Source organism: Achromobacter sp. AONIH1, assembly GCF_002902905.1.
In the GTDB taxonomy this organism is placed as follows: Bacteria; Pseudomonadota; Gammaproteobacteria; order Burkholderiales; family Burkholderiaceae_B; genus Achromobacter.
Genome location: NZ_CP026124.1, coordinates 1,532,522 through 1,556,679, shown reverse-complemented (window position 1 = coordinate 1,556,679; position 24,158 = coordinate 1,532,522). Strand labels below are relative to the sequence as shown.

The following is a 24,158-nucleotide window of genomic DNA, read 5'->3' as shown; positions in this document are numbered from 1 at the left end:
GCCGGGGCGGACGGCGGGACAATGAAGGCGTGCCCGCGAGGGCGGCACAGGCCGGACCGCGGATGCGGGATCCGCTGCCCCGGCCCCAATACGGGAGAAAACCTATGTCCAAGCAAACCGGCCCCATTCTTCTGGCCACGGACCTGAGCGCGCGGGGCGACCGCGCGCTGGACCGGGCGCTGCAGTTGGCCAAGGAACGCGGCACCCAGCTGATCGTGCTGCACGTCATGGAATCGCACGGCGGCACCGCCAGGCTGACCACCCCCGTCTGGCGGCGCCTGTCGGCCGATCACAAGGCGCTGGCCGAACGCGAACTGGCCGAGGACCTGGCGGCTTCGGGCGTCTCCACCGAAGTGGTGGTGGTCTCGGGCGACCCGCTGGCCCGCATCCTGGAAACCGCCGACGCCTATGGCTGCTCGCTGATCGTCACCGGCACAGCGCGCGACGAGACCCTGGGCCGGCTGCTGCTGGGCACCACGGTCGAGAAGCTGGCGCGCCAGGCCCGCCAGCCCGTGCTGGTCGTCAAGAACCGCCCGCGCCGGCCCTACCGCGACGTGCTCGTGGCCACCGACTTCTCGGCCGGCTCGCGGCAGGCGCTGCGCGCCGCCCTGTATCTGGTGCCCAAGGCGGACCTGACGCTGTTTCATGCCTACGACGTGCCCTTCCAGGGCAAGAACGTGCCTGACGAAGCCGTGACGCGCAATTTCTACAAGGCGGCGGAACAGAATTCCAAGGAATTCCTGGCCGAAACGCCCGAACTGGCCGAGCGCGCCAGGCCCAAGGTGGTGCTCGAATGCGGCCAGCCGGAGACGGTGCTATCGGAGTATTCGTTCAACCACCGCTCAGACCTGGTGGTCACCGGCACGCACGGCCGCACCGGCATCCTGCGCACCGCCATCGGCAGCGTGGCCGAACGACTGCTGGAGTCGCTGCCCAGCGATGTGCTGATCGTGCGCCTGACCGCCGGGGAATAGGTCCACCGCCGGCGACGGCCCGATCATTGGCTGTCGCCGCCCCTGACCATGTCCTCGATGCGATCGCGCAGCAGGTACAGCAGCACCAGGCCGGGCACGGCGATCAGCACGGTGATCAGGAAGAAGCCCGGCCAGCCGAACAGCTCAACCAGCGGCGGCGTGAGCGGTCCGGCCAGATAGGTGCGCCCCACCGCCGACAAGGCCGACAGCAGCGCGAACTGCGTCGCCGAGAAGCGCTGGCGACACAGCGCCATCAGCAGGCCCACGAAGGCGGCGGTGCCCAGCCCGCCGCACAGGTTCTCCAGGCCCACGCCGGCGGCCATGAGCCACAGGCTGCGCGGGCTGACGGCGATCAGCCAGTACGCCAGGTTCGACACGGCCTGCAACAGGCCGAAGACCATCAGCGAGCGGTACAGCGTCCAGCGCGCCATCAGCATGCCGCCGGCCAGCGCGCCCACCACCGTGGCGGCGATGCCCATGATCTTGTTGACCGTGCCGACCTCGGTCGGCGAATAGCCCACGCCGCGCAGCAGGAAGGTGGTGGACAGCGCGCCGGCGAACGCGTCGCCCAGCTTGTACAGCACGATCAGCAGCAGCACGGCCAGCGCGCCGCGCCGCGTGAAGAACTCGCGCAGCGGCTCGGCCACCGCCTGGCGCAGGCTGCGCGGCGGCGGCGCCAGCACCTCGGGCTCGGGCGCCCACAAGGTGGCCAGCGCGCAGGCCAGCATCAACGCGCCCATCAGCATGTAGGTATAGCCCCAGCCCAGCCACTGGTCCGCCAGGATCAGCGCCAGCCCGCCGGACACGATCATGGCCAGCCGGTAGCCCATGACCTTGATGGCCGCGCCCGCGCCGCGCTCGTCCTTGCGCAGCACGTCAGTGCAATAGGCGTCGAAGGCGATGTCCTGGGTGGCCGACAAAAAGGCCACGGTCACGGCCAGCAGGGCCAGCGGCAGCAGCGCCGACGACGGCGACAGCAGACCCATCGCCATGATGCCCAGCGCCAGCAGCACCTGCGTCAGCAGCATCCAGCCGCGCCGGCGGCCCAGCAGCGGCGGCGCATAGCGGTCCACCAGCGGCGCCCAGAGGAATTTGAGGGTATAGGCGGTGCCGACCAGGGTCAGGAAGCCGATCTGCTGCAGCGGCACGTTCTCCACCGTGGCCCAGGCCTGCAGGGTGCCGCTGGTCAGCGCCAGCGGCAGTCCGCTGGCAAAGCCCAGCACCAGCAGGGGCGCGACTCGGGGACTGGCGTAGACATTGGCTGCGGCGGTAATGGCAATCTCCTGGAACTGGCCGCGCCGCGCGCCGTGCATGGACAACAGGCACGCGCTCTCGGCGTGCCGCAATTGTAGGGCGTGGCGGGCGGCGGCGTCAGTCCGTCAGTAACGGATCCGGCGCCGGCTGTTCCGTGCGTGGCGGGCCGCCCGCGAGGACGCGCCTAGTCCGCCGCGAAGCGGTAGACCGCCAGCGTGCTGCGCCAGCTGGGCATCAGCTTCACTTCACGCGCCTCGTTGAAGGTGGCGCGTTCCAGGATGCGCAGGCCCAGCTCGCCGGCCAGCTGCTCGAAATCGCGCAGCGTGCACAGGTGGATGTTGGGCGTGTTGTACCACTGGTAAGGCATCTGCCCCGTCACCGGCATGCGGCCGCGCAGGATGGCCCAGCCGTGCGGCCAGTAGCCGAAGTTGGGAAACGAGACCACGCCGTGCCGGGCCACCCGCGCCATTTCGCGCAGGATGTGCTCGGTGCGGTGCATGGACTGCAAGGTCTGCGACAGCACCACGGTGTCGAACTGCTTGTCGTCGAACAGCGCCAGCCCGTCTTCCAGGTTCTGCTGGATCACTTCCACGCCACGCCGCACGCAGGAGATCACGCAGGTGTCGTCCAGCTCGACGCCGGCGCCGCGCACCTGGCGATGGTCGCGCAGGTGCGCCAGCAGCGCGCCGTCGCCGCAACCCAGGTCCAGCACGCGGCTGCCCGGCTCGATCCAGCTGGCGATGCGGGCCAGGTCGGGCCGCAGCGCGTCGGCGGCATAGCGCGGGGTGGCGGTCGTCATGCGGAAAGTCCTTGGTTCTGCGCGGCGGCGTCCAGCTTCAGCTCGCGGGCGATGCGCTCGTAGTAGCCGCGCACCACCGCGTGATAGCGGGCATCTTCCAGCAGGAAGGCGTCGTGCCCGTGCGGTGCGTCGATCTCGGCGTAGGTGACCGGGCTGCCGTTCTTGAGCAGGGCGCGCACGATCTCGCGCGAACGCTCCGGCGGAAAGCGCCAGTCGGTGGTGAACGAGACCAGCAGGAAATTGGCCTGCGCCGGCGCCAGCGCGCGCGCCAGATCGCCGCCGGTGGCGCGGGCCGGATCGAAGTAATCCAGCGCGCGCGTGATCAGCAGGTAGGTGTTGGCGTCGAAATAGCGGGTGAACTTCTCGCCCTGGTAGCGCAGGTACGACTCCACCTCGAACTCGACGTCATAGCCATAGTGGTAGGCGCCGTTCTCGCCCGGCGCGCGCTGGGCGCGGCCGAATTTCTCGGCCATGTCGTCGTCGGACAGATAGGTGATGTGGCCGATCATGCGCGCCACCGACAGGCCGCGGCGCGGCACCGTCTCCTGCGCGTAGTAGTCGCCGCCGTGGAAGTCGGGGTCGGTGATGATGGCGCGGCGCGCCACCTCGTTGAAGCCGATGTTCTGCGCCGACAGGCGCGGCGTGCTGGCGATCACCAGGCAGTTGGCCACGCGCTCGGGCAAGGTGATGGCCCAGCTCAACGCCTGCATGCCGCCCAACGATCCGCCCATGACGGCGGCGAAGCGCGCGATGCCGAAGTGGTCGGCCACGCGCGCCTGCGCCTGCACCCAGTCCTCCACGGTCAGCACCGGAAAGGCAGCGCCCCAGGGCTTGCCCGTGGCCGGATTGATGCTGGCCGGGCCGGTCGAGCCGAAGCAGGAGCCCAGGTTGTTGACGCCGATCACGAAGAACACATTGGTGTCCACCGGCTTGCCGGGACCGACCATGTTGTCCCACCAGCCGACATCGCTGGGCGTGTCCGCCGCCTGGCCCGCCACGTGATGCGAGGCGTTCAGCGCATGACAGATCAGCACCGCGTTGCTGCGCTCGGCATTGAGCGTGCCGTAGGTCTCGACCGCCAGCTCATAGGCGGCCAGCGACTGTCCGCTGGCCAGCGGCAGCGGCTCGTCGAAACGAAGGAAGACGGGAGAAACGAGGCCGACGGAGCCGGGATCAACGGCGTCGGATCGCGTAAGGGTAGCGGGCGCGAACCCGCTGGCCGAATCACCGGCCGGATTCTGGGCAGGAGTGGTCATACAGACCTCTTTAGCTGGATTTATTGGAAGGCGCCCGCAAGCGGATCAGGCAAATCGGCGCCGAATTAGATAATGCCGGAGCATTCTAGCACTGCTTGCCAGCGGCTTTGAAGCCGCTGCGCGGCATTGCCGCGAAGCGCCAACGCATCCATCCCACAGATGCATTCTCATCGCGGGCACACGATCCGCCCCCAAGCCAGCTGGCCGCCAAACAGAAGAAACGCGCCTCATCGCGGCACGCCCTCCCAAATCCAGGCCGCACGGATCCGGCTCCGCCGGTCCGTAGCGGCGCCCCCTGGGGGGAAGCGCCGCAGGCGCTGCGGGGGGGAAGCGCCGCAGGCGCTGCGGGGGGGGACTCTACCCCCAGGGTTGATTGCCCAGATACTCGTATGCCGCCGTGTTCACGCGCGAAATCCGCCATTCGACCGGCTGCCGGTTGTAGGAGTACGCCACGCGCCGGATCTCCAGCAGCGGCTCGCCTTCCTGCACGCCCAGCCAGCGCGCCTGCGCGCGGTCCGCCAGGCCCGCGCGCAACCGTTCGTCGGTGCCGATGACGTTCACCCCGAACACGTCCTGGTACAGCGCGTACAGCGTGCTGGGCCGCTCGCGCAGGTGCGCTTCCGTCAGGCCGGGAAAGCGCGATTCAGGCAGGCAGATCTCGTCCGTCATCACCACGTCGCCGTTGAGCGACAGCAGGTTCACGAATTCGAACACCTGCGCGCCGGCCGGCAGCTCCAGCTTCTCGCGCGCGGCGGCCGAGGCGCGCACGCGCCGGAAACGCAGCAGCTCGGTGACGGGATAGCTCTTGTGCCCGTCCTGCCGCAGGATGCGGAAGAACTTGAAGAAATGATGGTTGCGCGTATGCGCGGCCACGTAAGTGCCGCGTCCCTGGTGGCGCACCAGGATGTTCTCGGCCGCCAGTTCGTCGATGGCCTTGCGCAGCGTGCCGATCGACACGCCGAAGCGCTCGGCCAGGAGTTTTTCCGGAGGGATGGCGTCGCCCTGCTTCCATTCGCCCTGCGCCAGCGCGGCCAGCACGGCTTGCTTGACCTGCTCGTACAAGGGACTGCCCAAAGACTCAGTCGCAGACAGGCTGGTGTTCATGGATGCGTCGCAGTGATCAAGGAGCCGACAGTGTAGCGGCGGCCAAACCCGGCGCTCAAGTGCGGTATCTTCATTCATACAATTCATATATATGATTTAGTTGACACACGATAAGCACGGCCATAAGATTTGCCGGACGTTGTTATCCGCGCACCGGGCGGCAGCGCCCGCGGCGCCCGACACCAGGAGAGCAAGACCATGATTCACGCCGTATTGCACGATGCGAAGGACACCGTGGCGGTCGCCGTGGTGGAAGGCCTGACGGCCGGAACCGAACTCAGCGCCTGGATCATGGACGAGGACAGGATCGTCCATGTGCGCGCCTCGCAGGACATCCCCATTGGCCACAAGGTCGCCATGAAGGACATGGCCGTGGGCGACACGGTCTACAAGTACGGCGTGGACATCGGCCGCGTGGTCGCGCCGATCCAGGCCGGCCAGCACGCCCACGTGCACAACATCAAGACCAAGCGCTGGTAGCCCGCGGCTCCCGCCCACGCACAGAGGAATCCGCCATGTCCCTCATCACCGCTTCCACCACCTTCCAGGGCTATCGCCGCGACAACGGCCGCGTCGGCGTGCGCAACCACGTCATCGTGCTGCCCGTGGACGACATCTCCAACGCGGCGGCCGAGGCCGTCGCCCACAACATCAAGGGCACGCTGGCCCTGCCCCATCCCTACGGCCGCCTGCAATTCGGCGAAGACCTGGAGCTGCATTTCCGCACACTGATCGGCACCGGCTGCAATCCCAACGTCGCGGCCGTCGTGGTCATCGGCATCGAGGAAGGCTGGACCCGCCGCGTGGTCGACGGCATCGCCGCCACCGGCAAACCCGTGGCCGGCTTCAGCATCGAGCTGCACGGCGACCACGACACCATCATGCGGGCCTCGCGCCAGGCCAAGGAATATGTGCACTACGCGACCTCGCTGTTGCGCAGCGAGTGCCCCATCGCCGATCTGTGGGTCTCGACCAAATGCGGCGAATCGGACACCACCTCGGGCTGCGGCGCCAACCCCACCGTGGGCAACGCCTTCGACAAGCTCTACGCGCTGGGCTCCACGCTGGTGTTCGGCGAAACCTCGGAGCTGACCGGCGGCGAGCACATCGTGGCCGAACGCTGCGCCAACGACGCGGTGCGCGAGCGCTTCATGTTCATGTTCAACCGCTACCAGGCCATGATCGACCGCTGGAAAACCAGCGACCTGTCCGAATCGCAGCCAACCAAGGGCAACATCGCCGGCGGCCTGACCACCATCGAGGAAAAGGCGCTGGGCAACATCCAGAAGATCGGCAAGCGCTGCCGCGTCGACGGCGTGCTGGACAAGGCCGAGATTCCGGACGGTCCCGGCCTGTGGTTCATGGACTCGTCCTCGGCGGCGGCCGAGATGGTGACGCTCTGCGCGGCCTCGGGCTATGCCGTGCATTTCTTCCCCACCGGGCAGGGCAACGTGATCGGCAACCCGATCCTGCCGGTCATCAAGATCTGCGCCAACCCGCGCACGGTGCGCACCATGTCCGAGCACATCGACGTGGACACCAGCGGGCTGCTGCAACGCGAGATCGACCTGGACCAGGCCGGCGATCAGCTGTTGGCCTGCATGCTGGCCACCGCCAACGGCCGCTGGACGGCGGCCGAGGCGCTGGGCCATCGCGAGTTCGTCCTGACCCGCATTTTCGAAAGCGCCTGAACCCGGCGCCGCGCGCGGCCCAACGATAGAAAAAGGGCCACGCCGCTTTCCCTTCCCGCGCCGGCACCCGCCGGCGCGGCGGCATCACGCAGCATCGCAACATCCACGCATCCAGAACCGCAGCCCTGAGCGCAGGCCGCCAGGCGGGCCGCGCGTCCCATCGGGGCGCATCCCAGGAGGAAGACAGATGAACCGCGAGCAGCAGCCCCCCACTAACCCATCCCGGCGCCGCGTGCTGGCCGCCATCGGCGCGGCCGGTCTCGGCGCGTCCGGCCTGCTGTTGCCGGGCGGGCAGGCCCTGGCGCAGAAGCCCTGGCCCGAACGACCCATCAACTACATCGTGCCGTTCCCACCGGGCGGCCTGACGGACGTGGCCGCGCGCCAGGTCGGCAAGGCGCTGGGCGACGCCGAGCGCTGGAACGTGGTGGTGGAAAACAAGCCTGGCGGCGCCGCCAACATCGGCGCGGCCCACGTATCGCACGCCGCGCCCGACGGCCATACCTGGCTGGCGATCACGCTGTCGCACGCGGCCAACGCCACGCTCTTCGCCGGCCGCGCCGGCTACGACCTGATCCGCGACCTGACCCCGCTGGCCGGCCTGGCCTCGTCGCCCATCATGGTGGTGGTCAATGCCAAGAGCAACATCCGCAGCATGGAAGACCTGGCGCGCGCGGCCCGCGCCAAACAGCTGTCGGCGGGCTCCAGCGGCAATGGCACGCCGCCGCACCTGACGCTGGCGCTGTACCAGAAGCTGACCGGCACGGCGCTGATGCACGTGCCTTACAAGGGCGGCGCGCCCTCGCTCACCGACCTGATCGGCGGGCACCTGGACGTGGTGTTTTCCAACTACCCGGAATCACTGCCGCACGTAAAGGGCGGCGCGCTGCGGGCGCTGGCCATCACCACGCGCGAGCGCACGGCCGACCTGCCCGAGGTGCCCACCGTGGCACAGACCGGCCTGCCGGACCTCATCGTCGAGAACTTCACTGGCGTGCTGGCGCCGGCCGGCACGCCACCGGCCTTGGTGAACCGCATCGGCGCAGCCATCGTCCGGCAAATGTCACAGCCCGCCTTGCAACAGTCGCTGGCGCAACTGGGCTTCGTGCCGCAGCCGCGCGGGCCGGAGGCCTTCGGCGCCTACCTGAAAGCGGAAGTCGAGCGCTGGGCCCGCATCATCCGCGACGCCAACATCCAGATCGCCTGATCCCGCCGGAGCACCGCCATGCGCATCGTCATATCGGAATTCATGGACACCCCCGCCGTCGATGCGCTGCGCGCGCGCTTCGACGTGCGCTACGAGCCGGAGCTGGTGGACCGCCGCAACGGGCTGCTGCAGGCCATGGCGGAAGCGGACGCGCTCATCGTGCGCAACCGCAGCCAGGTGGACGCCGCCCTGCTCGCCAGCGCGCCCCGGCTGCGGGCGGTGGGCCGGCTGGGCGTGGGCCTGGACAATATCGACCTGACCGCCTGCGCCGCGCGCGGCATCGCCGTGGTGCCGGCGACGGGCGCCAACGCCCGCGCCGTCGCCGAGTATGTGATCGGCACGCTGCTGGTCCTGCTGCGCGGCGCCTATGGCGCCAGCGCGGCGGTGGCCGACGGGCAGTGGCCGCGCTCCGCGCTGTCCGGGGGACTGGAGGCGCATGGCCGCACGCTGGGCGTGGTGGGCTTCGGCGGCATCGGCCGCCTGGTCGCGACGCTGGCGCGCGGCCTGGGCATGCGCGTCGTCGGCCACGACGCGGCGCTGCCGGCCGGCCATCCTTCCTGGGGCGAATGTGGCGTGGAATCGTGCTCGCTGGACGCCCTGCTGGAACGCGCCGACGCGGTCAGCCTGCACCTGCCGCTGACCCCGTGCACGCAGCGCCTGTTCGACGCCGCGCGCATCGGCCGCATGCGCGCGGGCGCGGTGCTGATCAATACCTCGCGCGGCGGCATCCTCGACGAGCCCGCCCTGGCCGAGGCCCTGCGCGCCGGCCGGCTGCGCGGCGCGGCGCTGGACGTGTTCGAGGCCGAGCCGCTGCCGGCCGGCGGCCCGCTGGCCGTCCTGCTGGCCGACATCCGTCAGGGCAGGCTGACCGCCCCGCCCGGCCTGATCCTCACGCCCCATATCGCCGGACTGACACGCGAAGCCAACGCCCGCGTTTCCGACATGGTGGCGTCCGGTGTGACAATAGCCCTTACCGGCGGCGACCGATGAACGATTCCGGCGCGCCCACTGACGAGAAGGATATGGCTCACATCTATCTGGACGAACTGCAACACCTGGCGGCAGCCGGCCTGGCCGCCGCCGGCGCCAACCCCGCCATGGCCGACAGCACCGCCCGCGCGCTGGTCTTCGCCGAAAGCCAGGGACTCAGCTCGCACGGCCTGTCGCGCGTGCCCTTCTATGCCGGCCACCTGCGCGCCGGCCGGGCCATCGGCTCGGCGGTGCCGCGCATCGTGCGCGAGCGCGGCGGCGCGGCGCTGATCGACGCCGGTTCCGGGCTGGCCTTTCCCGCCTGCGCGCTGGCCGTCGAGCAGGCCGGCCTGCGTGCCCGCGAGCACGGCGTGGCCTTCATCGGCGTCACCAACAGCCATCACTTCGGCGAGGCCGGCTACCACCTGGAAGCCATGGCCGACCTGGGCCTGGTTGGCCTGGCGCTGAGCAATTCGCCCGCCGCCATGCCCGCCTGGGGCGGCAAGCGGCCACTGTTCGGCACCAATCCCATCGCCGCCGTCTTTCCCCGGCGCGGCGGCGCGCGGCTGGTGATCGACCTGTCGCTGTCGCAGGTGGCGCGCGGCAAGCTGATGATCGCCGCGCGCGACAACCAGCCCATTCCGCTGGGCTGGGCGCTGGACGCCGACGGCAATCCCACCACCGATCCCAAGGCCGGGCTGGCGGGCAGCATGCTGCCCGCCGGCGGCGTCAAGGGCGCCATGCTGGCGCTGATCGTCGAACTGCTGGCCTGCGCCCTGACCGGTTCGCACTTCGGCTTCGAGACCGAGTCCTTCTTCGTCGACGAAGGCGGCCCGGCGCGGCTGGGCCAGGCCTTCATGGCGATCGATCCCGGCGCCCTGGCCGGCAACGATGCCTACCTGGAACGGGTGGAGACGCTGGTTGACGTCATGCTGGAAGATGAGCACGTGCGCCTGCCCGGCGACCGCCGCCGCAAGCTGCGCGACGAGGCGCTCAAGCACGGCGTGGAATTGCCCGAGGCGCTGATGGCGCAGCTGCGCGCCATGGCAGGCGCATCATGATCCAACAAAATGAGGCGGCTGGATCCACCCACCCCGGTCAATGCCCGTGACTGAACCAAAGCATCAACGGCGCCAGCAGCAGGAACACCACCGTCGACACCAGCACCGCGCCGGCGGCGGTGTCGCCCAGGTCCGTATAGCGGCGCGCGTACATGTAGCTGACCACGGCGCAGGGCATGGCCATCTGCAGCGTCAGCGCGCCGGCCAGGACGGCCTCCAGGTCCAGCGCCCACACCACGAGCAGCCCGGCGGCCAGCCCCGTGATCAGGCGAATGGCCGCCACCTTGGCGCCGTCGCGCACGCCGCCTGACGGGATCAGCGCCAGCGCGTGCCCCAGGCTCAGCAGCATCAGCGGCACGGTGACCGCGCCCAGCATGCGCGCGGTCTCGATCAGCCAGTCGGGCACCGGCACGTGCGCCACGCGCATGCCCACCGCCGCCAGCGAGGCCAGCAGGATCGGGCTTTTCCAGCTGCCGCGCGTATTCACGCCGGGCAGCAGCCGCACCGCCACCGTGTGCATGATGAAGGAGTTCACCGCGAAGAACGCCACCGCCACCGACAGGCCCGCGTCGCCGAAAGCCAGCTGCGACATGGGCAGCCCCAGATTCCCGGCGTTGGGCAGGAAGGCGGTGGGCAGCAGCGTGCGCACCGGCAGTTTCAGCACTTTGAGCAGCAGCGCGCCGGCCAGCGCGCACAGCAGCAGCGCCAGCACCGTGGCGGCCGCCACGTCGGCCAGCGCGCGATCGTCCAGCCGCGTGGTGACGAAGGTATGGAACACCAGGGCGGGCGTGGTCACCGACGTGACCAGCGTGGTGATGAAGGAGCCGCCGAACGGCAGGTCGCGCTTGCCCCAGTAGACGCCGATGCCCACGCAGAACAGCAGGGGCAGCATCAGCACGATGGCCGAGAGATAGAACTGGACGATGGCCGGCATGCGACGATTCCGTCAAAGATCAAGTGGGCAATACGTACAGGCGCGAAGGTTTGCGGCTTTCTGGGATGACGGCCGAACATGGTCCGCATCATCCACCCGCCAGCGCCCGCCGGCGCCAGACGCCATGCCGCAATCCCTTCCCGGTTCCGCCGACCGACCCGCCGACGCGCCGGCCGATACTCCTGCCACCCCTGCCCGCGCCGCGCCAGGCTCGCGGCCCGCCGCCCTGCCGCTGTCGCCTCGGCAGGCCCAATGCCTGCGCTGGGCGGCCATCGGCAAGACCAGCTGGGAAACCTCCCGCATCCTCGGCCTGAGCGAAAGCACGGTCAACTTCCACCTGCGCAACGCCTGCGAACGGCTGGGCGTGCGCGGACGGCGCGCCGCCGTGGCCAAGGCCCTGCAGGAAAAACTGCTGGATGCGTTCACGGCGTCTTCTTGAGCACGACCGAATCCAGGAATTCGCGCGCGCGCTCGCGCGGCAGCCCTTTCTCGCTGCCGGCCGCGATGGCCTCGATCAGCATGGTGTCGGTCACCCAGACGCGCGCCAGCATCCAGAAAGGTTGGCCGCCGCTCTGGCCCCGTATCTCGATGACCTGGCCATAGGGCGGAAACTCCAGCGGCGGCTGCACCTGCAGATTCAGGTACAGCGACCGCATCGCCGCCACGCCCAGCCCCCGGCTCGCGCCCGGGCTGGCGGCGATCTCCGCCGGCAGCGGCGCCGAGACCACGGCGAACATGCCGTCGCCGACCTTGGCGCTGGCCATAGTGACGGGCATGGTCATGGTGTCGACCCGGGTGTCCCGGGTCTCGGTCTTCACCGTGTCGGGAAAGGCGGCCCGCACATGGCCATCGGCCACGTCCAGCTCGCGCCAGTTGTAACTGGGCGAACAGGCCACGATGGCGGCCAGCGCAACGATCGCGCCGGCTTTCTTGAACGTGAAACGAAACAGCGATGAAATCGTCATTGTCCGCAGGGCCTCACGACCTGTTCAAACCAAGGAAGCCAGAAATTGTCGCCGATTTCGATGACCCCCGCGCCCGACGGCACGCCACTGGCCAATTATCTCTGGCCGGCCGCCCCCAACGTCCCCCCGCCGATCGACGGCCCGGGCACGCCCAGCATCTACCTGCTGCATGGCCTGAGCGAGCATGCCGGCCGCTATGACCGGCTGGCCCGCTGGCTGACCGCGCGCGGCTGGGTGGTGGGCGCGCACGACCACCGCGGCCATGGCCGTTCCAGCGGGCGGCCCGCCACGCTGGTCCAGGAAGATGACCTGGTGACCGACGCCGTGGACCGGCTGCGGGCCTGGACCCGCGCGCAGGGCCGCCCACCCATTCTGCTGGCCCACAGCCTGGGCGCGCTGGTGGCTGTGCGGATCGCGCTGCGGCGCCTGGTGGAACTGGACGCACTGGTGCTCAGCTCGCCGCCCTTCGTGGTGCACGTGCCGCCCTGGGTGCGACGCACGCTGACCTGGATGTCGCGCCACACGCCCGATCTGCGCGTGCCGCACGGCTTGGCGCCGGCCCGCATCTCGCACGACCGGGCCGTGGTCAAGGCCTACCGCAGGGATCCGCTGGTGCGTCGCAGCATGACGGGCCGGCTGGCGCGCTTCGTCGACGAAGGCGGCGCCGCCTCGCTGCGCGAAGCCCATCTGCTGTCCTGCCGCACCCTGCTGATGGTGGCGGGCGACGATTCCATCGTGGCCGCCGAAGGCAGCCGCCAGTTCGCCCAGCGCGCGCCGGCCGAGCTGCTGACCCTGCGCTGGTACGACACCGCCTGGCACGAGATCTTCAACGAAACCGCCCCGATCGCGGACCCGGTCTACGCCGACCTGGATGAATGGCTGGCGCGCACCGCGCAGGCATTGTCCCTGTCCCCAGTATTGACTCCCTCGGCAGAGGAGGCCAGCACCCCGTAAAATCCGGCGACAGACCCGAACGAGAAGACTCCGTGACCGATACCGCCGCCAACCGCTACGCCCGCCTGGAAGCCAACCTGCCGCTGCTCAAGGACACCCTGCGGGGCATCGAGAAAGAAGGCCTGCGCGTGGACGGCCAGGGCAAGCTGGCCCTGACGCCCCACCCCGCCCGCCTGGGCTCGGCGCTGACCAACGAACACGTCACCACGGACTACTCCGAGTCGCTGCTGGAACTGATCACCGGCACCCACCGCGACGTCGACGCGCTGCTGGGTGAGCTTAGCGATACCCACCGCCACGTCTACAGCGTGCTGGGCCAGGAGCTGATCTGGAACCAGTCCATGCCGGCCACGCTGCCCGGCGAAGCGGACATCCCCATCGCCTGGTACGGCACCTCCAATACCGGCATGCTCAAGCACGTCTACCGCCGTGGCCTGGCCGAGCGCTATGGCAAGACCATGCAGTGCATCGCCGGCGTGCATTACAACTACTCGCTGGCCGACGGGCTGTGGGACGTGCTGGACACCGCGCCCGGCACCACCCAGGACCGCCGCTCGCGCGGCTATATCGGGCTGATCCGCAACTTCACCCGCTATTCCTGGCTGCTGATGTACCTGTTCGGCGCGGCGCCGGCGCTGGCGCGTGATTTCCTGCGCGGCCACGAACACCCGCTGCAAAGCCTGGGCGACCACACGCTGTACCTGCCGCACGCCACCAGCCTGCGCATGAGCGACCTGGGCTACCAGAACAAGGCCCAGTCGCAGCTCAAGCTCTGCTACAACGACCTGGACACCTTCCTGGGCCGCCTGTTCGATGCCGTCACCCAGCCCTGGCCCGATTACCAGAAGATCGGCACCCACCGCGACGGCCAGTGGATCCAGCTCAACACCAACGTGCTGCAGATCGAAAACGAGTACTACTCGAGCATCCGCCCCAAGCGCGCCACCGGCCGCTGCGAGCGCCCGATCACCGCGCTGGCCGAGCGCGGCGTGCAGTACGTGGAAGTGCGCTGCCTGGACATCGACCCCTACGCGCCGGTCGGCATCCAGGCCGAGACCGGCCGCTTCGTCGATGCCTTCCTGCTGTTCTGCGCCGCATCCGACAGCCCCTACTTCCCCGCCAGCGGTTATTGCCAGCGCAGCGCCGACAACTTCTCCACCGTCGTCAAGGAAGGCCGCAAGCCCGGCCTGCAACTGGACCGCGAAGGCCAGCCCGTGAGCCTGGCGCAATGGGGCAACGAACTGCTGGACCGCATCGCGCCCTACGCCGCCCTGTATGACTCGGCGCTGGGCGGCGACGCCTACGCCCGCGCGCTGGCCGCCCAGCGCGCCAAGCTCGGCGATCCCGATGCCACGCCCTCGGCGCGCCTGCTGCGCGAGCTGGTCGACGGCGGCGTCTCGTTCCACGACTACTCGCTGGACCTGAGCCGCAAGCACGCCGAGACGCTGCGCGCGCAGCCGCTGCCCGCCGCGACGGCCGCCGCCTATGAGCAGGCCGCGCGCGACTCGGCCGCCGAGCAGATCCGCATCGAGCAGGCCGACACGGAGGATTTCGACACCTATGTCGCCCGTTACCACGCCGCGCTCAAGGCGCCGCGCAAATAAGGCGTATCGTTAGGGTTTTGGTCCGAGGCGCGGCGATGCCCGCCGGCGGGCCGGTCGTTCGTCACACCAGGAGGTCTTACTCATGCGCCGCATCGCAACCGCCCTGCTGGCCCTGGCCGCCAGCATGGCCAGCGTCGCCCACGCCGCCCCGCCGCCCATGCAAACCGTGGAGTCGGTGGACCTGAAACGCTACGCCGGCATGTGGTACGAAATCGCCAACTTCCCCATGGTGTTCCAGCGCGACTGCGTGGGCGACACCACGGCCGAATACACGCTGCATCCGGACGGCAGCGTGGGCGTGAACAACCGCTGCCGCAACAAGGACGGCGAGGTCGATTCCGCGTCCGGCACGGCCACCGTGGTCGAAGGCAGCAACAACGCCAAGCTGGAAGTCACGTTCCTGCCCCCCTTCAAGGGCGACTACTGGATCATCGGCCTGGACCCGGAATACCGCTGGGCCGTGGTCGGCACGCCCGACCGCAAGTATCTGTGGATCCTGTCGCGCTCGCCCCAGCTGCCGCAGGAAGACCTGGACCGCGCGCTGGCCGCCGCCAAGGCGCAGGGCTATCAGCTGGATGAGCTGCGGTATACGCCGCAGAAGTAGCGTTCACGTCTCCCCCAGCCATCATTTTCTGAGAGCGCCTCGTCGCGCAAGCCCGGCGCGCAGCCCCCACGCAGCTCATGTCCCCAGACGCCTCGCGCCAGGCCTCAGGGCATGATGCACAACTCAGCGCAACCGGGCGAAATCCTGCGTGGAGTCATCGAGGCATTGGGCCTGGCTGGCGATGCAGGCCAACTACGACTTGTGGCAGGCGCAACAGCATGAGCAGCCGCCGGTACGGTCATTGGCGGCCACGGACTGATATTTCGCAGGAAGACGCGCAACGCTTCGGGACTGGCGCTCACCGCAGCCCCATCATCTCCAGGGTCGCCCGCGTCAGATCGCTGTCCGGATCCTCCAGCTCATTGACCAGATCGAAGTGATTGCACTGCGGCGTGGCGATGCGCGTGGCCGACAGGCCGGCGGCGCGCCAGGCGGCCTCATAGGCATCGGTCTGATTCTTGAAACCCTGCGTCTCCAGGCCGCCCACGGCCAGCAGCATGGGACCGGCCTGCGCGGGCAGGTGAAAGATCGGGCTTTGCAGCCTGGCCTGCTCGGGCGTCAGGCGCAGCCAGTCGCTGACGCTGATGTCGCACAGCGGGCGCAGGTCGAACAGGCCGCTCAGGGCCAGCGTGCCCTTGATCACGTCGTCCGGCACGCCGTAGCGCGCCTGCCAGTCCGGCGCGGCCAGCATGCCCGCCAGATGGCCGCCGGCCGAGCTGCCGCTGACGTAGATGCGCGCGGGATCCACGCCATAGGCGGCGGCGTTGCGGTACAGCCAGGCCACGGCGGAGCGGACCTCGCGCACCACCTCGGGCAGCGTGGCTTCGGGCAGCAGCGTGTACTCCAGCGTGGCCACGGCGGCGCCGGCCGCGTTGAACGCCTCGGCCATGACGGGCGCGTCTTCCTTGCGCTGCGAGCGCCAGTAGCCGCCATGGATGAACACGAACAGCGGCGCCGAAGCCTGCGCGGCGGCCGGCAGGAACAGGTCCAGCCTTTCGTCCTGGCCCATGCCGTACCGCAGGTTCAGCACGGCCGGCCGGCGCGTGCGCACGCGCGCCGCCGATTCCGCGTAGCGGCGCACGCAGGCGTCGAAATCCGCGACCGAGGCGCGCGCGTTGTACTGCACCTCGCGCTCGGCGATCGAGGCGAAGAAAAGATCGGGAGTGACGTCACGCATGAAGGGCCTGCCTGTCCTGGGTCGAGATGATGTGTTCGATGAACTGCGCGGTCTTGCGGTAATGCGCGGCCAGCATGGCCGCCGACTTGTCGGCGTCGCGCGACAGCGCCGCGTCCAGCAGCTGGCGGTGCTCGTCGTCGACATTGCGCTCCGGCCCGTAGGCGGTCGCGCCGGCGCGCGCCGGACGGCGGTAGCGCTCGGTCTGCGCATACAGCTGCGTGGACAGATCCAGCAGCCAGTGCGAGCGGCAGGCCCCGATCAGCGCGTGGTGGAAATCCAGGTGGCGCGCTTCCAGCAGCTCTTCCAGTTCCTGGTCCGGCGGGACGGCCTCGCCGGCTCGCTGCGCGGCCAGCGTCAGCGCGTGATAGGCGCCCACCAGCCGCGCCTCCCAGGCGTCGTCGGCGTTGCCCAATGAACGCCGCAGCGCCTCGCAATCGATCAGGATGCGGGTTTCGCAGGCGTCCCACATTTCCTCGACCGACAGCGGCGCGATGCGAAAACCGCGCGAGGTGGTGCTGACCACCATGCGCTCGCTGCGCAGGCGGTTGAGCGCCTCGCGGATGGGCGAGAAGCTGCTGCCGTAGCGCTGCTTGAGCAGCTCCAGGCGCAGCGACTGGCCCGGCGCGAAGGCGCCGCTCATGATGTCCCGCCGCAGCAGCCGGTAGACCTGCTCGGACAGCGTGATTTCTTCTATTTCGGGGCTTCCGTCCGACCCGGGCTCGTCCAGGCGGGACGCTTTGATTCTTGGTCTCAAGATGCTCTCCAGACAGGCGGCTTGGTCCGCGCGCGGCGCGGGCGCGCCGGCGAGCCGGCCGCGCGGCGTGCGCGGCTGGCTGATTGCGGCCGCTGCGGCGCGGCGACGCGCGGGCGGCTCATTCTACCCGCGCGCCCTGGCCTCGGCCGGCGTCTTGCCCTCGTCCAACCCCTCGTCCAGCCCCTCGTTCAGGTCCGGCTCCTGTCCGTCGTCAAAGCGGGCGGCCCGCAACGGCCGGCGGTTCACCCGCAGGTCGAACACGTCGAAGCGGTTGTAGTGGCCCACGATGTCGTGCATCTGTCGCGGCTGGATGCAGCGCGACAGGTCGATGTCGGCATAGACAATGCCTTCATCATCGATCAGCGGTTCGCCGATGACACGGCCGTCCGGCCCGATGATGCCGGAGAACGCGCTGTTGCGGCGGGCCAGCGTCTCGCGGGCCTGCGGGTGGCTGGCGCCGATGGCATCCTGAATCTCTTTCGAGATCGTGGAGCAGGACACCACGGTGAACACCTTGCCCTCGAAGCTGTGGGCCGAGGCCCGCAACCGGATCGCCTCGGCCATGTCGTAGTCGGGCGGCGCCACCGGCAGCGAGATGTAGCTGGCCACGTGCACCATCTCGCCCTGCGCCAGCAGCGAGAAGCGCGCCAGGGTGTTGGTGTTCTCGCCGCAGGCCAGGCCGCCCAGCTTGCCGACCGGGGTGTCGTACACGCGCAGCGACTCGCCGTCGCCGTGCGCCCAGGTCAGCTTCTCGGCCCAGGTCGGCACCAGCTTGCGATGCCGGCCCAGGATGCGGCCTTCGTCGCTGATGAACACCATGGTGTTGTAGATGGTGCTGACGCCATGGCGGCTGCGCTCGTTCACGCCCATCACCACGTGGACGTGATGCTGGCGCGCGGCCTGGGCGATGCGGCGGATTTCCGGGCCGGGCAGTTCGATGGCGCTGCGGCACAGCTTCTCGAACCAGGGGCTGGCCTCGACCGGGTTCATCACCCAGCTCCAGTACGGATAGGCCGAGATGTAGACCTCCGGGAACGCGACCAGCTTGGCGCCGTTGCCGGCGGCCTCGGATATCAACGCGCAGGCCTTGTCGACGGTGGCGTCGGTGTCCAGGAATACCGGCGCGGCCTGGACCGCGGCGGCCTTGAATACAGGCAGGTTCAACATGCGTTCGTCTCCGTTCAGATGCCCAGGTAGCGCTGCGCCAGTTCCGGCTGCGCCGACAGCTCGGCGGGTTTGCCGGACCAGGCTACGCGCCCCTTGTCCACGATGTAATGCCGGTCGACCAGGGTGGCCATTTCCGGCAGGTTCTTGTCGATCACCAGGATGGTCTGGCCCTCGGCCTTCAATGCGCGCAGGCAACGCCAGATTTCCTGGCGGATCAGCGGCGCCAGACCTTCGGTGGCCTCGTCCAGGATCAGCAGCTTGGGATTGGTCATCAGCGCGCGGCCGACCACCAGCATCTGCTGCTCGCCGCCGGACAGCGTGCGCGAGGACTGGCCGCTGCGTTCCTTCAGCCTGGGAAACAGTTCATACACGCGCTCCAGCGACCAACCGCCGGACGCGGGCCGCGCCGTGGCCACCAGGTTCTCGCGCACGCTCAGCGAACCGAACACGCGCCGCCCCTCGGGCACCAGGCCCACGCCCAGGCGCGCCACCGCGCTGGGCGCCGAGCGGCCCAGCACGCGGCCACGGAAGGTCACGCTGCCGCCGGTGGCGGGCAGCATGCCCATCAGCGTCTTGACGGTGGTGGTCTTGCCCATGCCATTGCGGCCGATCAGCGAGATGACTTCGCCCTCGCTGGCCTCGAAGGCCATGCCGAACAGCACCTTGCTGGACCCGTACCCGCCGGTCAGCTCCTCAACCTTCAACATGCGCTTCTCCCAAAGCCCGCGCCTCGCCGACGCTTTCCTCGCCCAGGTAGGCGGCGCGCACCTCCGGATGGCGGCGCACCGCGTCGGGCGGCCCGCTGAACACCACCTTGCCGTACACCAGCACGCTGATGCGGTCGGCCAGCGCGAACACGGCGTCCATGTCGTGCTCGACCAGCAGGATGCCGTACTGCCCCTTCATGCCTTGCAGCAGCCGGGTCATGCGGGCCGATTCCTCCGGCCCCATGCCGGCCATGGGCTCGTCCAGCAGCAGCAATCGCGGCGAGCGGGCCAGCGCCACGGCCAGCTCCAGCTGGCGCTTCTCGCCATGCGCCAGGTCGGCGGTGCGCACATGGCGGCGGTCGCGCAGGCCCACGTGCTCCAGCCAGCCCAACGCCTGCTCCTTGAGCCCGGCGTCGCGGCGCGGGTCGGACCAGAGCTGAAAGGCCCGGCCGGTCTTGAGCATGCAGGACAGGATCACGTTCTCCAGCGCCGTGTATTCCTGGCACAGCTCGGTGATCTGGAACGAGCGGCCCAGGCCCAGCCGCGCGCGCTCGAAGGCGCGCAGCGCCGTCACGTCGCGGCCGTCCAGGTGGATGGAGCCGGAATCGGGCCGGATCTCGCCGCAGATCTGCGCGATCAGCGTGGACTTGCCTGCGCCGTTCGGGCCGATGATGGCGTGGATCTCGCCGGCGCGCACGTCCAGGTCCACGCCGTTGGTGGCCACCACCGCGTCGAAGGCCTTGCGCAGGCCGGACAGGCGCAGCAGCGCGCCGGCCTCACCATGAGCAGCAGCGTCGCCATCGCGACTGTTTCTACCGGGGCCGCGCGGATCCGGCTCCGCCGGTCCGCCGAGGCGCCCCCTTGATGGGGAAGCGCGCAGCGCTTCGGGGGTGGGCTTAATCAGCATGGCGCGTCTCCAAGAGGCTGCCGAACAAGCCCTTTTGGCCGCACAGCACCACCAGCACCAGGATCGGCCCCATGTACAGCAGCCAGTGCTCGGTCAGCGACGTCAGCACCTGCTCCAGCCCCAGGAACACGGCGGCGCCGGCGATCGGCCCCAGCAGCGTGCCCACGCCGCCCAGGATCACGATGGCCATCAGCTCGCCCGACTTGGTCCAGGCGGCCATGTCCGGCGTCACCAGGCCGGCATAGTTGGCCCACAGCACGCCGGCCAGGCCGGTGCCCACCGCCGACAGCACGAAGGCCCCCAGACGGTACGGCGTGGGCGCCACGCCCAGATTCAGCGCGCGCCGCTCGCTCTGGCGCAGCGCCTGCAGCACCATGCCGAAGCGCGAGCTGGTGATGCGCATGCACAGGAGCGTCCAGGCCGTCAGCAGCGCCAGGCACACGTAGTAGAAAACCAGCGGGCTTTCCAGGTTGATGCCCGGCAGCGTGTTGCGCGCCGAGATCATCAGCCCGTCGTCGCCGCCGTAGAACTGCAGCGACACCAGGATGAAATACACCATCTGCCCGAACGCCAGCGTGATCATGATGAACTGCACGCCGCGCGTGCGCAGCGCCAGAAAGCCGAAGACCCAGCCAGCCAGCGCGCACACCGCCAGCGCGATCGGCCAGACCACCAGCGCCGCGTTGCTGCCGGCCCAGCCGAAGATGGGTCCGGCCTCGGACGTGTGGAAGGCGATGATGCCCACGGCATAGCCGCCCAGGCCGAAGAACATGGCGTGGCCGAAGCTCACCATGGCGCCATAGCCGATGACCAGGTCCAGGCTGACGGCTGCCAGGCCATAGATCAGGAAGCGCGTCACCACGCCGATCAGGAACGGCGAGCCCGATGCCGCCGCCGCGGCCGGCAGCAGGATCAGCAGGGCCAGCCCCGCCAGGCCCCAGCGGCCGCGATTGGAAAGTGTCATGCCCATGCTCATCCTCGCGCCGGGAACAACCCGCCCGGCTTGGCGATCAGCACGATCGCCATCAGTACGTAAATGCTGGCCGAGGCCAGGCCCGCGGCCAGCGGATCGGCGGTGGCCGGCGAGAACACCGCGCCCAGCAGCTGCGGCAGAAAGGCGCGCCCCAGGCTGTCCACCATGCCCACCAGTAGCGCGCCGGCCAGCGCCCCGCGCACCGAGCCCACGCCGCCGATCACGATGACCACGAAGGTGGTGATCAGGATGCGCTCGCCCATGCCGATCTCGACGGCCAGCAGCGGCGCGGCCATCACGCCCGCCAGGCCGCACAGCAGCGCGCCCAGGCCGAACACCAGGGTGTAGAGTTTCTTGATATCCATGCCCAGCGCGTCGACCATCTCGCGGTCGTCGGCGCCGGCGCGGATCAGCATGCCGACGCGGGTGCGGTTGACCAGCCACCACAGGCCCAGCGCCACGGCCGCGCCGATGGCGATGAAGGCCAGCCGAATGATCGGGTACTGGAAGCCCGGCGCCAGCGTCGCCGCGCCTTCCAGGAAGGACGGGATGCCGACCAGCGGCGGACGGCGGCCGAAGATCAGGCTGACCGCCTCGTTGCTGAACAGCAGCAGGCCGAAGGTGGCCAGCACCTGGTACAGGTGATCGCGCTTGTAGAGCCGGCGTATCACCAGGATCTCGACCGTCAGGCCGTACAGCCCCGCCCCCAGCAGCGCCGCCAGTACGCCCGCGAGGAACGAGCCGGTGGTGCCGATGGCGTAGGCGGCGCAGTACGCGCCCACCATGTAGAACGAGCCGTGGGTCAGGTTGACCACGCCCATGATCCCGAAGATCAGGGTCAGTCCGGCCGCCAGCATGAACAGCATGGCGCCGAACTGCAGCCCGTTGAGCAACTGCTCGAACAATAGCGTCATGACGGCATCTTGCAGAGTTGGGCGTAGGCGTCCTTGTCATCGGACACCAGCTTGCGGACCAGGCGCGGCGACAGGCTGCCGTCGGCGCCCTTCTCGACGCGCATCAGGTACAGGTCCTGGATCGGGTGCTGGTTGACGTTCATGCTGAACTTGCCACGCAGCGAGGCGAACTCGGGCTTGCGCAGCGCGGCGCGGAATTCAGCCGCCTTGGACAGGTCGCCGCCGGTGGCCTTCAGGCCCGCGCCGATCAGCTGGGCCGTGTCGTAGGCCTGCATGGCGTAGTCGGTGGGCGCGCGGCCATAGGCCTTCTTGAACGCTTCCACGAAGGCCTTGGACTGCGGATTGTCGAAGTCCATCGACCAGATGCCGGTGGTGTAGGCGCCCAGCGAGGCGTCGCCGGTGGCCTGGATCATGCGGGCATCCATCGAGAAGCTGGGCATCAGCATGGGGATGGTCTTGTTCAGCCCGGCCGCCGCGTACTGCTTGACGAAGTTGATGCCGGTGCCGCCGGGATGGAACTGGTAGATCGCGTCGGGCGCCAGCGAACGCAGCCGCGCCAGCTCGACCGAGAAGTCCGACTGGTCGAGCTTGGTGTAGATCTCGGCCGCGACCTCGCCCTTGTAGGTGCGCTTGAAGCCCTCGATGGCGTCGCGGCCGGCCTGGTAGTTCGGCGCGAGCAGCACCACGCGCTTGTAGCCCAGTTCATTGGCCGCCACGCCGCCGGCGGTGTGGAAGGCGTCGTTCTGGTAGGACGCGACGAAGTAGTTGGGATCGCACTTCTCGCCGGCGAAGTTCGACGGGCCGGGGTTCAGGCTGACGTAGAACGCGCCCGACTTCACCACGCCCGGCACGACTGCCGCCAGCACGTTCGAGAAGTTCACGCCGGTGTAGAGCCTGACGCCCGATTGCAGCAGCCGGTCGGCGGCCTGCTTGGCGTTGGCGGGCTTGAGCCCGTCGTCCTCGATCACCAGCTCGACCGGCACGCCGCCCAGCTTGCCGCCGCCCTGCTGGATGGCCAGGTTGAAGGCGTCGCGCTCGTCCTCGCCGATGTACCCGGCCGGCGTGGACAGCGTGGCGATGAAGCCGATCTTCACCGGACCGGCCGCCTGCGCCGACGCGCCCGCGGCCAGCGCCAGGCATCCCAGGATCATTTTGCAGTTCATGTTTTTCCCCTTGGAGACTGCATGGCCCGGCGTCTCGCGCCGGGCGGATTGATTGCGTGGAATGCCGGCCTTTACACGGCCACGACCGGATGGCGCAGCGTGCCAATGCCCTCGACGCCGGCCTCGACCACGTCGCCCGGCCACAGCCATTCCTGCGGGCTGCGACCCGCGCCCACGCCTTCCGGCGTGCCGGTGGCGATGATGTCGCCCGGCTCCAGCGTGATCCCGGCGCTGATGTCCGAGATCAGGAACGGCACCTTGAACAGCATGTGGCGCGTGTTCGAGCCCTGCTTCTTCTCGCCGTTCACCGTGAGCCACAGGTCCAGCTTCTGCGGATCCGGGATCTCGTCGGCGGTCACGATGCAGGGACCGAACGGCGCATAGGTGTCCTGGCCCTTGGAATAGATCCACTGGCCGGCGCGGCGGCAGTCGCGCGCGCTCATGTCCAGCATCACGCTATAGCCGAACACGTAGGACAGCGCGTCGGCCTCGGCCACGCGCGCGGCGCGCCGGCCCATGATCACGGCCAGCTCGACTTCCCAGTCCAGCTGCTGCGTGATGCGGGCGTTGTGCTCGATCGCATCGCCCGGGCCGATCACGGTGGTGGGCGGCTTGGAGAAGATCACCGGCTGCTTGGGCAGGTCGGCGGACGTATCCAGCGTGCGGCTGGATTCCTCGACGTGCTCGACATAGTTCAGGCCGATGCCGAAGATGTTCTTGCGCGGGCGCGGGATGGGCGCCAGCAGCTTGACGTTCTCCTGCGGCAGCGCGGCGCCCACGGGCCAGGCGCCACGGAACTGTTCGAGCAGGCGCGCGGCCTGCGCCAGCGCGGCCGGGCCCAGGTCGATGAAGCTCAGCATGTCATCGGGCAGCGCCACGCCGCCGGCCTGTCCCAGCAGGGCCAGGTCGATCACATAGCCGTCGGCCAGCGCGCCAAGACGGCCAGCGGCGGCGGGATGGGCGCGAAAAGTCACCAAGCGCATAGGAACTCCAGAAAATTCAAGACGAGTGGATACGGGCGTC

The 24,158-nt window shown here is 69.3% G+C and carries 25 protein-coding genes and 1 riboswitch; of the genes, 10 read left to right on the top strand and 15 right to left on the bottom strand.

Annotated features, from left to right (window positions below; genetic code table 11):
* The first annotated feature begins 104 nt into the window (after positions 1–104).
* Entirely contained in the window at positions 105–974 is an 870-nt protein-coding gene (locus C2U31_RS07180) for a universal stress protein (protein ID WP_103272215.1), read from the top strand.
* 23 nt (positions 975–997) lie between these two features.
* Here the strand turns inward: C2U31_RS07180 and C2U31_RS07175 are convergent, their stop codons facing one another.
* From C2U31_RS07175 to C2U31_RS07160, 4 genes are all read right to left on the bottom strand, one after another.
* Positions 998–2,287, bottom strand: a complete 1,290-nt coding sequence (locus C2U31_RS07175) for a muropeptide transporter (RefSeq protein ID WP_103272214.1) — start codon at positions 2,285–2,287, stop codon at positions 998–1,000.
* Between the two features lie 125 nt (positions 2,288–2,412).
* Complete coding sequence (gene metW, locus C2U31_RS07170; RefSeq protein ID WP_103272213.1) at positions 2,413–3,027, bottom strand: methionine biosynthesis protein MetW; 615 nt, start codon at positions 3,025–3,027, stop codon at positions 2,413–2,415.
* The gene (locus tag C2U31_RS07165; RefSeq protein WP_103272212.1) at positions 3,024–4,283 is read right to left on the bottom strand and encodes a homoserine O-acetyltransferase; all 1,260 of its coding nucleotides are present in this window, start codon (positions 4,281–4,283) and stop codon (positions 3,024–3,026) included. Before C2U31_RS07165 ends, metW begins: the two co-directional genes overlap by 4 nt.
* Positions 4,273–4,354: riboswitch (SAM riboswitch) on the bottom strand. It overlaps the preceding gene by 11 nt.
* A 286-nt stretch (positions 4,355–4,640) precedes the next feature.
* Positions 4,641–5,387 (bottom strand): GntR family transcriptional regulator, encoded by a 747-nt coding sequence (locus C2U31_RS07160; RefSeq protein WP_103272211.1) that lies wholly within the window; start codon positions 5,385–5,387, stop codon positions 4,641–4,643.
* A gap of 198 nt (positions 5,388–5,585) precedes the next feature.
* Here C2U31_RS07160 and C2U31_RS07155 point away from each other — a divergent pair, with 198 nt between their 5' ends.
* From C2U31_RS07155 to C2U31_RS07135, 5 genes are all read left to right on the top strand, one after another.
* Complete coding sequence (locus C2U31_RS07155) at positions 5,586–5,867, top strand: UxaA family hydrolase (RefSeq protein WP_103272210.1); 282 nt, start codon at positions 5,586–5,588, stop codon at positions 5,865–5,867.
* Positions 5,868–5,902: 35 nt separating this feature from the next.
* The gene (locus tag C2U31_RS07150; protein WP_103272209.1) at positions 5,903–7,078 is read left to right on the top strand and encodes a UxaA family hydrolase; all 1,176 of its coding nucleotides are present in this window, start codon (positions 5,903–5,905) and stop codon (positions 7,076–7,078) included.
* Between the two features lie 187 nt (positions 7,079–7,265).
* Positions 7,266–8,282, top strand: a complete 1,017-nt coding sequence (locus tag C2U31_RS07145) for a tripartite tricarboxylate transporter substrate binding protein (RefSeq protein WP_103272208.1) — start codon at positions 7,266–7,268, stop codon at positions 8,280–8,282.
* Between the two features lie 18 nt (positions 8,283–8,300).
* Positions 8,301–9,272, top strand: coding sequence for a hydroxyacid dehydrogenase (locus tag C2U31_RS07140; protein ID WP_103272207.1), 972 nt, complete (start codon positions 8,301–8,303; stop codon positions 9,270–9,272).
* Positions 9,273–9,304: 32 nt separating this feature from the next.
* A complete protein-coding gene (locus C2U31_RS07135; RefSeq protein ID WP_103276294.1) occupies positions 9,305–10,312 on the top strand; it encodes an Ldh family oxidoreductase in 1,008 nt (335 codons plus the stop codon).
* 37 nt (positions 10,313–10,349) lie between these two features.
* On the opposite strand, the gene C2U31_RS07130 is transcribed toward C2U31_RS07135, so the two are convergent.
* Positions 10,350–11,246 carry an AEC family transporter gene (locus C2U31_RS07130; RefSeq protein ID WP_103272206.1) on the bottom strand — a complete coding sequence of 299 codons (897 nt, stop codon included), beginning with the start codon at positions 11,244–11,246 and terminating at the stop codon, positions 10,350–10,352.
* Between the two features lie 124 nt (positions 11,247–11,370).
* Here C2U31_RS07130 and C2U31_RS07125 point away from each other — a divergent pair, with 124 nt between their 5' ends.
* Positions 11,371–11,685 carry a helix-turn-helix domain-containing protein gene (locus C2U31_RS07125; protein ID WP_103272205.1) on the top strand — a complete coding sequence of 105 codons (315 nt, stop codon included), beginning with the start codon at positions 11,371–11,373 and terminating at the stop codon, positions 11,683–11,685.
* Here the strand turns inward: C2U31_RS07125 and C2U31_RS07120 are convergent.
* A complete protein-coding gene (locus C2U31_RS07120) occupies positions 11,669–12,211 on the bottom strand; it encodes a hypothetical protein (RefSeq protein WP_103272204.1) in 543 nt (180 codons plus the stop codon). The two genes, C2U31_RS07125 and C2U31_RS07120, sit on opposite strands and share 17 nt — an antisense overlap.
* Before the next feature lie 60 nt (positions 12,212–12,271).
* Between C2U31_RS07120 and C2U31_RS07115 the strand changes: the two genes are divergently transcribed.
* The 3 genes from C2U31_RS07115 to C2U31_RS07105 all read left to right on the top strand — a co-directional run bounded on the left by C2U31_RS07115 (position 12,272) and on the right by C2U31_RS07105 (position 15,373).
* Complete coding sequence (locus C2U31_RS07115; RefSeq protein WP_199770967.1) at positions 12,272–13,165, top strand: alpha/beta hydrolase; 894 nt, start codon at positions 12,272–12,274, stop codon at positions 13,163–13,165.
* Between the two features lie 32 nt (positions 13,166–13,197).
* Positions 13,198–14,769, top strand: a complete 1,572-nt coding sequence (gene gshA, locus C2U31_RS07110) for a glutamate--cysteine ligase (RefSeq protein WP_103272202.1) — start codon at positions 13,198–13,200, stop codon at positions 14,767–14,769.
* 82 nt (positions 14,770–14,851) lie between these two features.
* Positions 14,852–15,373, top strand: coding sequence for a lipocalin family protein (locus C2U31_RS07105; protein ID WP_103272201.1), 522 nt, complete (start codon positions 14,852–14,854; stop codon positions 15,371–15,373).
* A gap of 298 nt (positions 15,374–15,671) precedes the next feature.
* Here the strand turns inward: C2U31_RS07105 and C2U31_RS07095 are convergent, their stop codons facing one another.
* From C2U31_RS07095 to C2U31_RS07055, 9 genes are all read right to left on the bottom strand, one after another.
* Complete coding sequence (locus C2U31_RS07095; protein ID WP_103272200.1) at positions 15,672–16,550, bottom strand: alpha/beta hydrolase; 879 nt, start codon at positions 16,548–16,550, stop codon at positions 15,672–15,674.
* Positions 16,543–17,304, bottom strand: a complete 762-nt coding sequence (locus C2U31_RS07090) for a GntR family transcriptional regulator (RefSeq protein WP_103272199.1) — start codon at positions 17,302–17,304, stop codon at positions 16,543–16,545. Before C2U31_RS07090 ends, C2U31_RS07095 begins: the two co-directional genes overlap by 8 nt.
* A gap of 123 nt (positions 17,305–17,427) precedes the next feature.
* Positions 17,428–18,471, bottom strand: a complete 1,044-nt coding sequence (locus tag C2U31_RS07085) for a carbon-nitrogen hydrolase family protein (RefSeq protein ID WP_103272198.1) — start codon at positions 18,469–18,471, stop codon at positions 17,428–17,430.
* Positions 18,472–18,485: 14 nt separating this feature from the next.
* Positions 18,486–19,178 carry an ABC transporter ATP-binding protein gene (locus tag C2U31_RS07080; protein WP_103272197.1) on the bottom strand — a complete coding sequence of 231 codons (693 nt, stop codon included), beginning with the start codon at positions 19,176–19,178 and terminating at the stop codon, positions 18,486–18,488.
* Positions 19,165–20,085, bottom strand: coding sequence for an ABC transporter ATP-binding protein (locus tag C2U31_RS07075; protein ID WP_233772690.1), 921 nt, complete (start codon positions 20,083–20,085; stop codon positions 19,165–19,167). Before C2U31_RS07075 ends, C2U31_RS07080 begins: the two co-directional genes overlap by 14 nt.
* Positions 20,075–21,055 carry a branched-chain amino acid ABC transporter permease gene (locus tag C2U31_RS07070; protein WP_233772689.1) on the bottom strand — a complete coding sequence of 327 codons (981 nt, stop codon included), beginning with the start codon at positions 21,053–21,055 and terminating at the stop codon, positions 20,075–20,077. Before C2U31_RS07070 ends, C2U31_RS07075 begins: the two co-directional genes overlap by 11 nt.
* A gap of 2 nt (positions 21,056–21,057) precedes the next feature.
* Complete coding sequence (locus tag C2U31_RS07065; RefSeq protein WP_103272195.1) at positions 21,058–21,972, bottom strand: branched-chain amino acid ABC transporter permease; 915 nt, start codon at positions 21,970–21,972, stop codon at positions 21,058–21,060.
* Positions 21,969–23,135, bottom strand: coding sequence for an ABC transporter substrate-binding protein (locus C2U31_RS07060; protein WP_103272194.1), 1,167 nt, complete (start codon positions 23,133–23,135; stop codon positions 21,969–21,971). The genes C2U31_RS07065 and C2U31_RS07060 overlap by 4 nt, the downstream gene beginning before the upstream one ends.
* 71 nt (positions 23,136–23,206) lie before the next feature.
* Complete coding sequence (locus C2U31_RS07055; RefSeq protein ID WP_103272193.1) at positions 23,207–24,118, bottom strand: fumarylacetoacetate hydrolase family protein; 912 nt, start codon at positions 24,116–24,118, stop codon at positions 23,207–23,209.
* Positions 24,119–24,158: the final 40 nt, after the last annotated feature.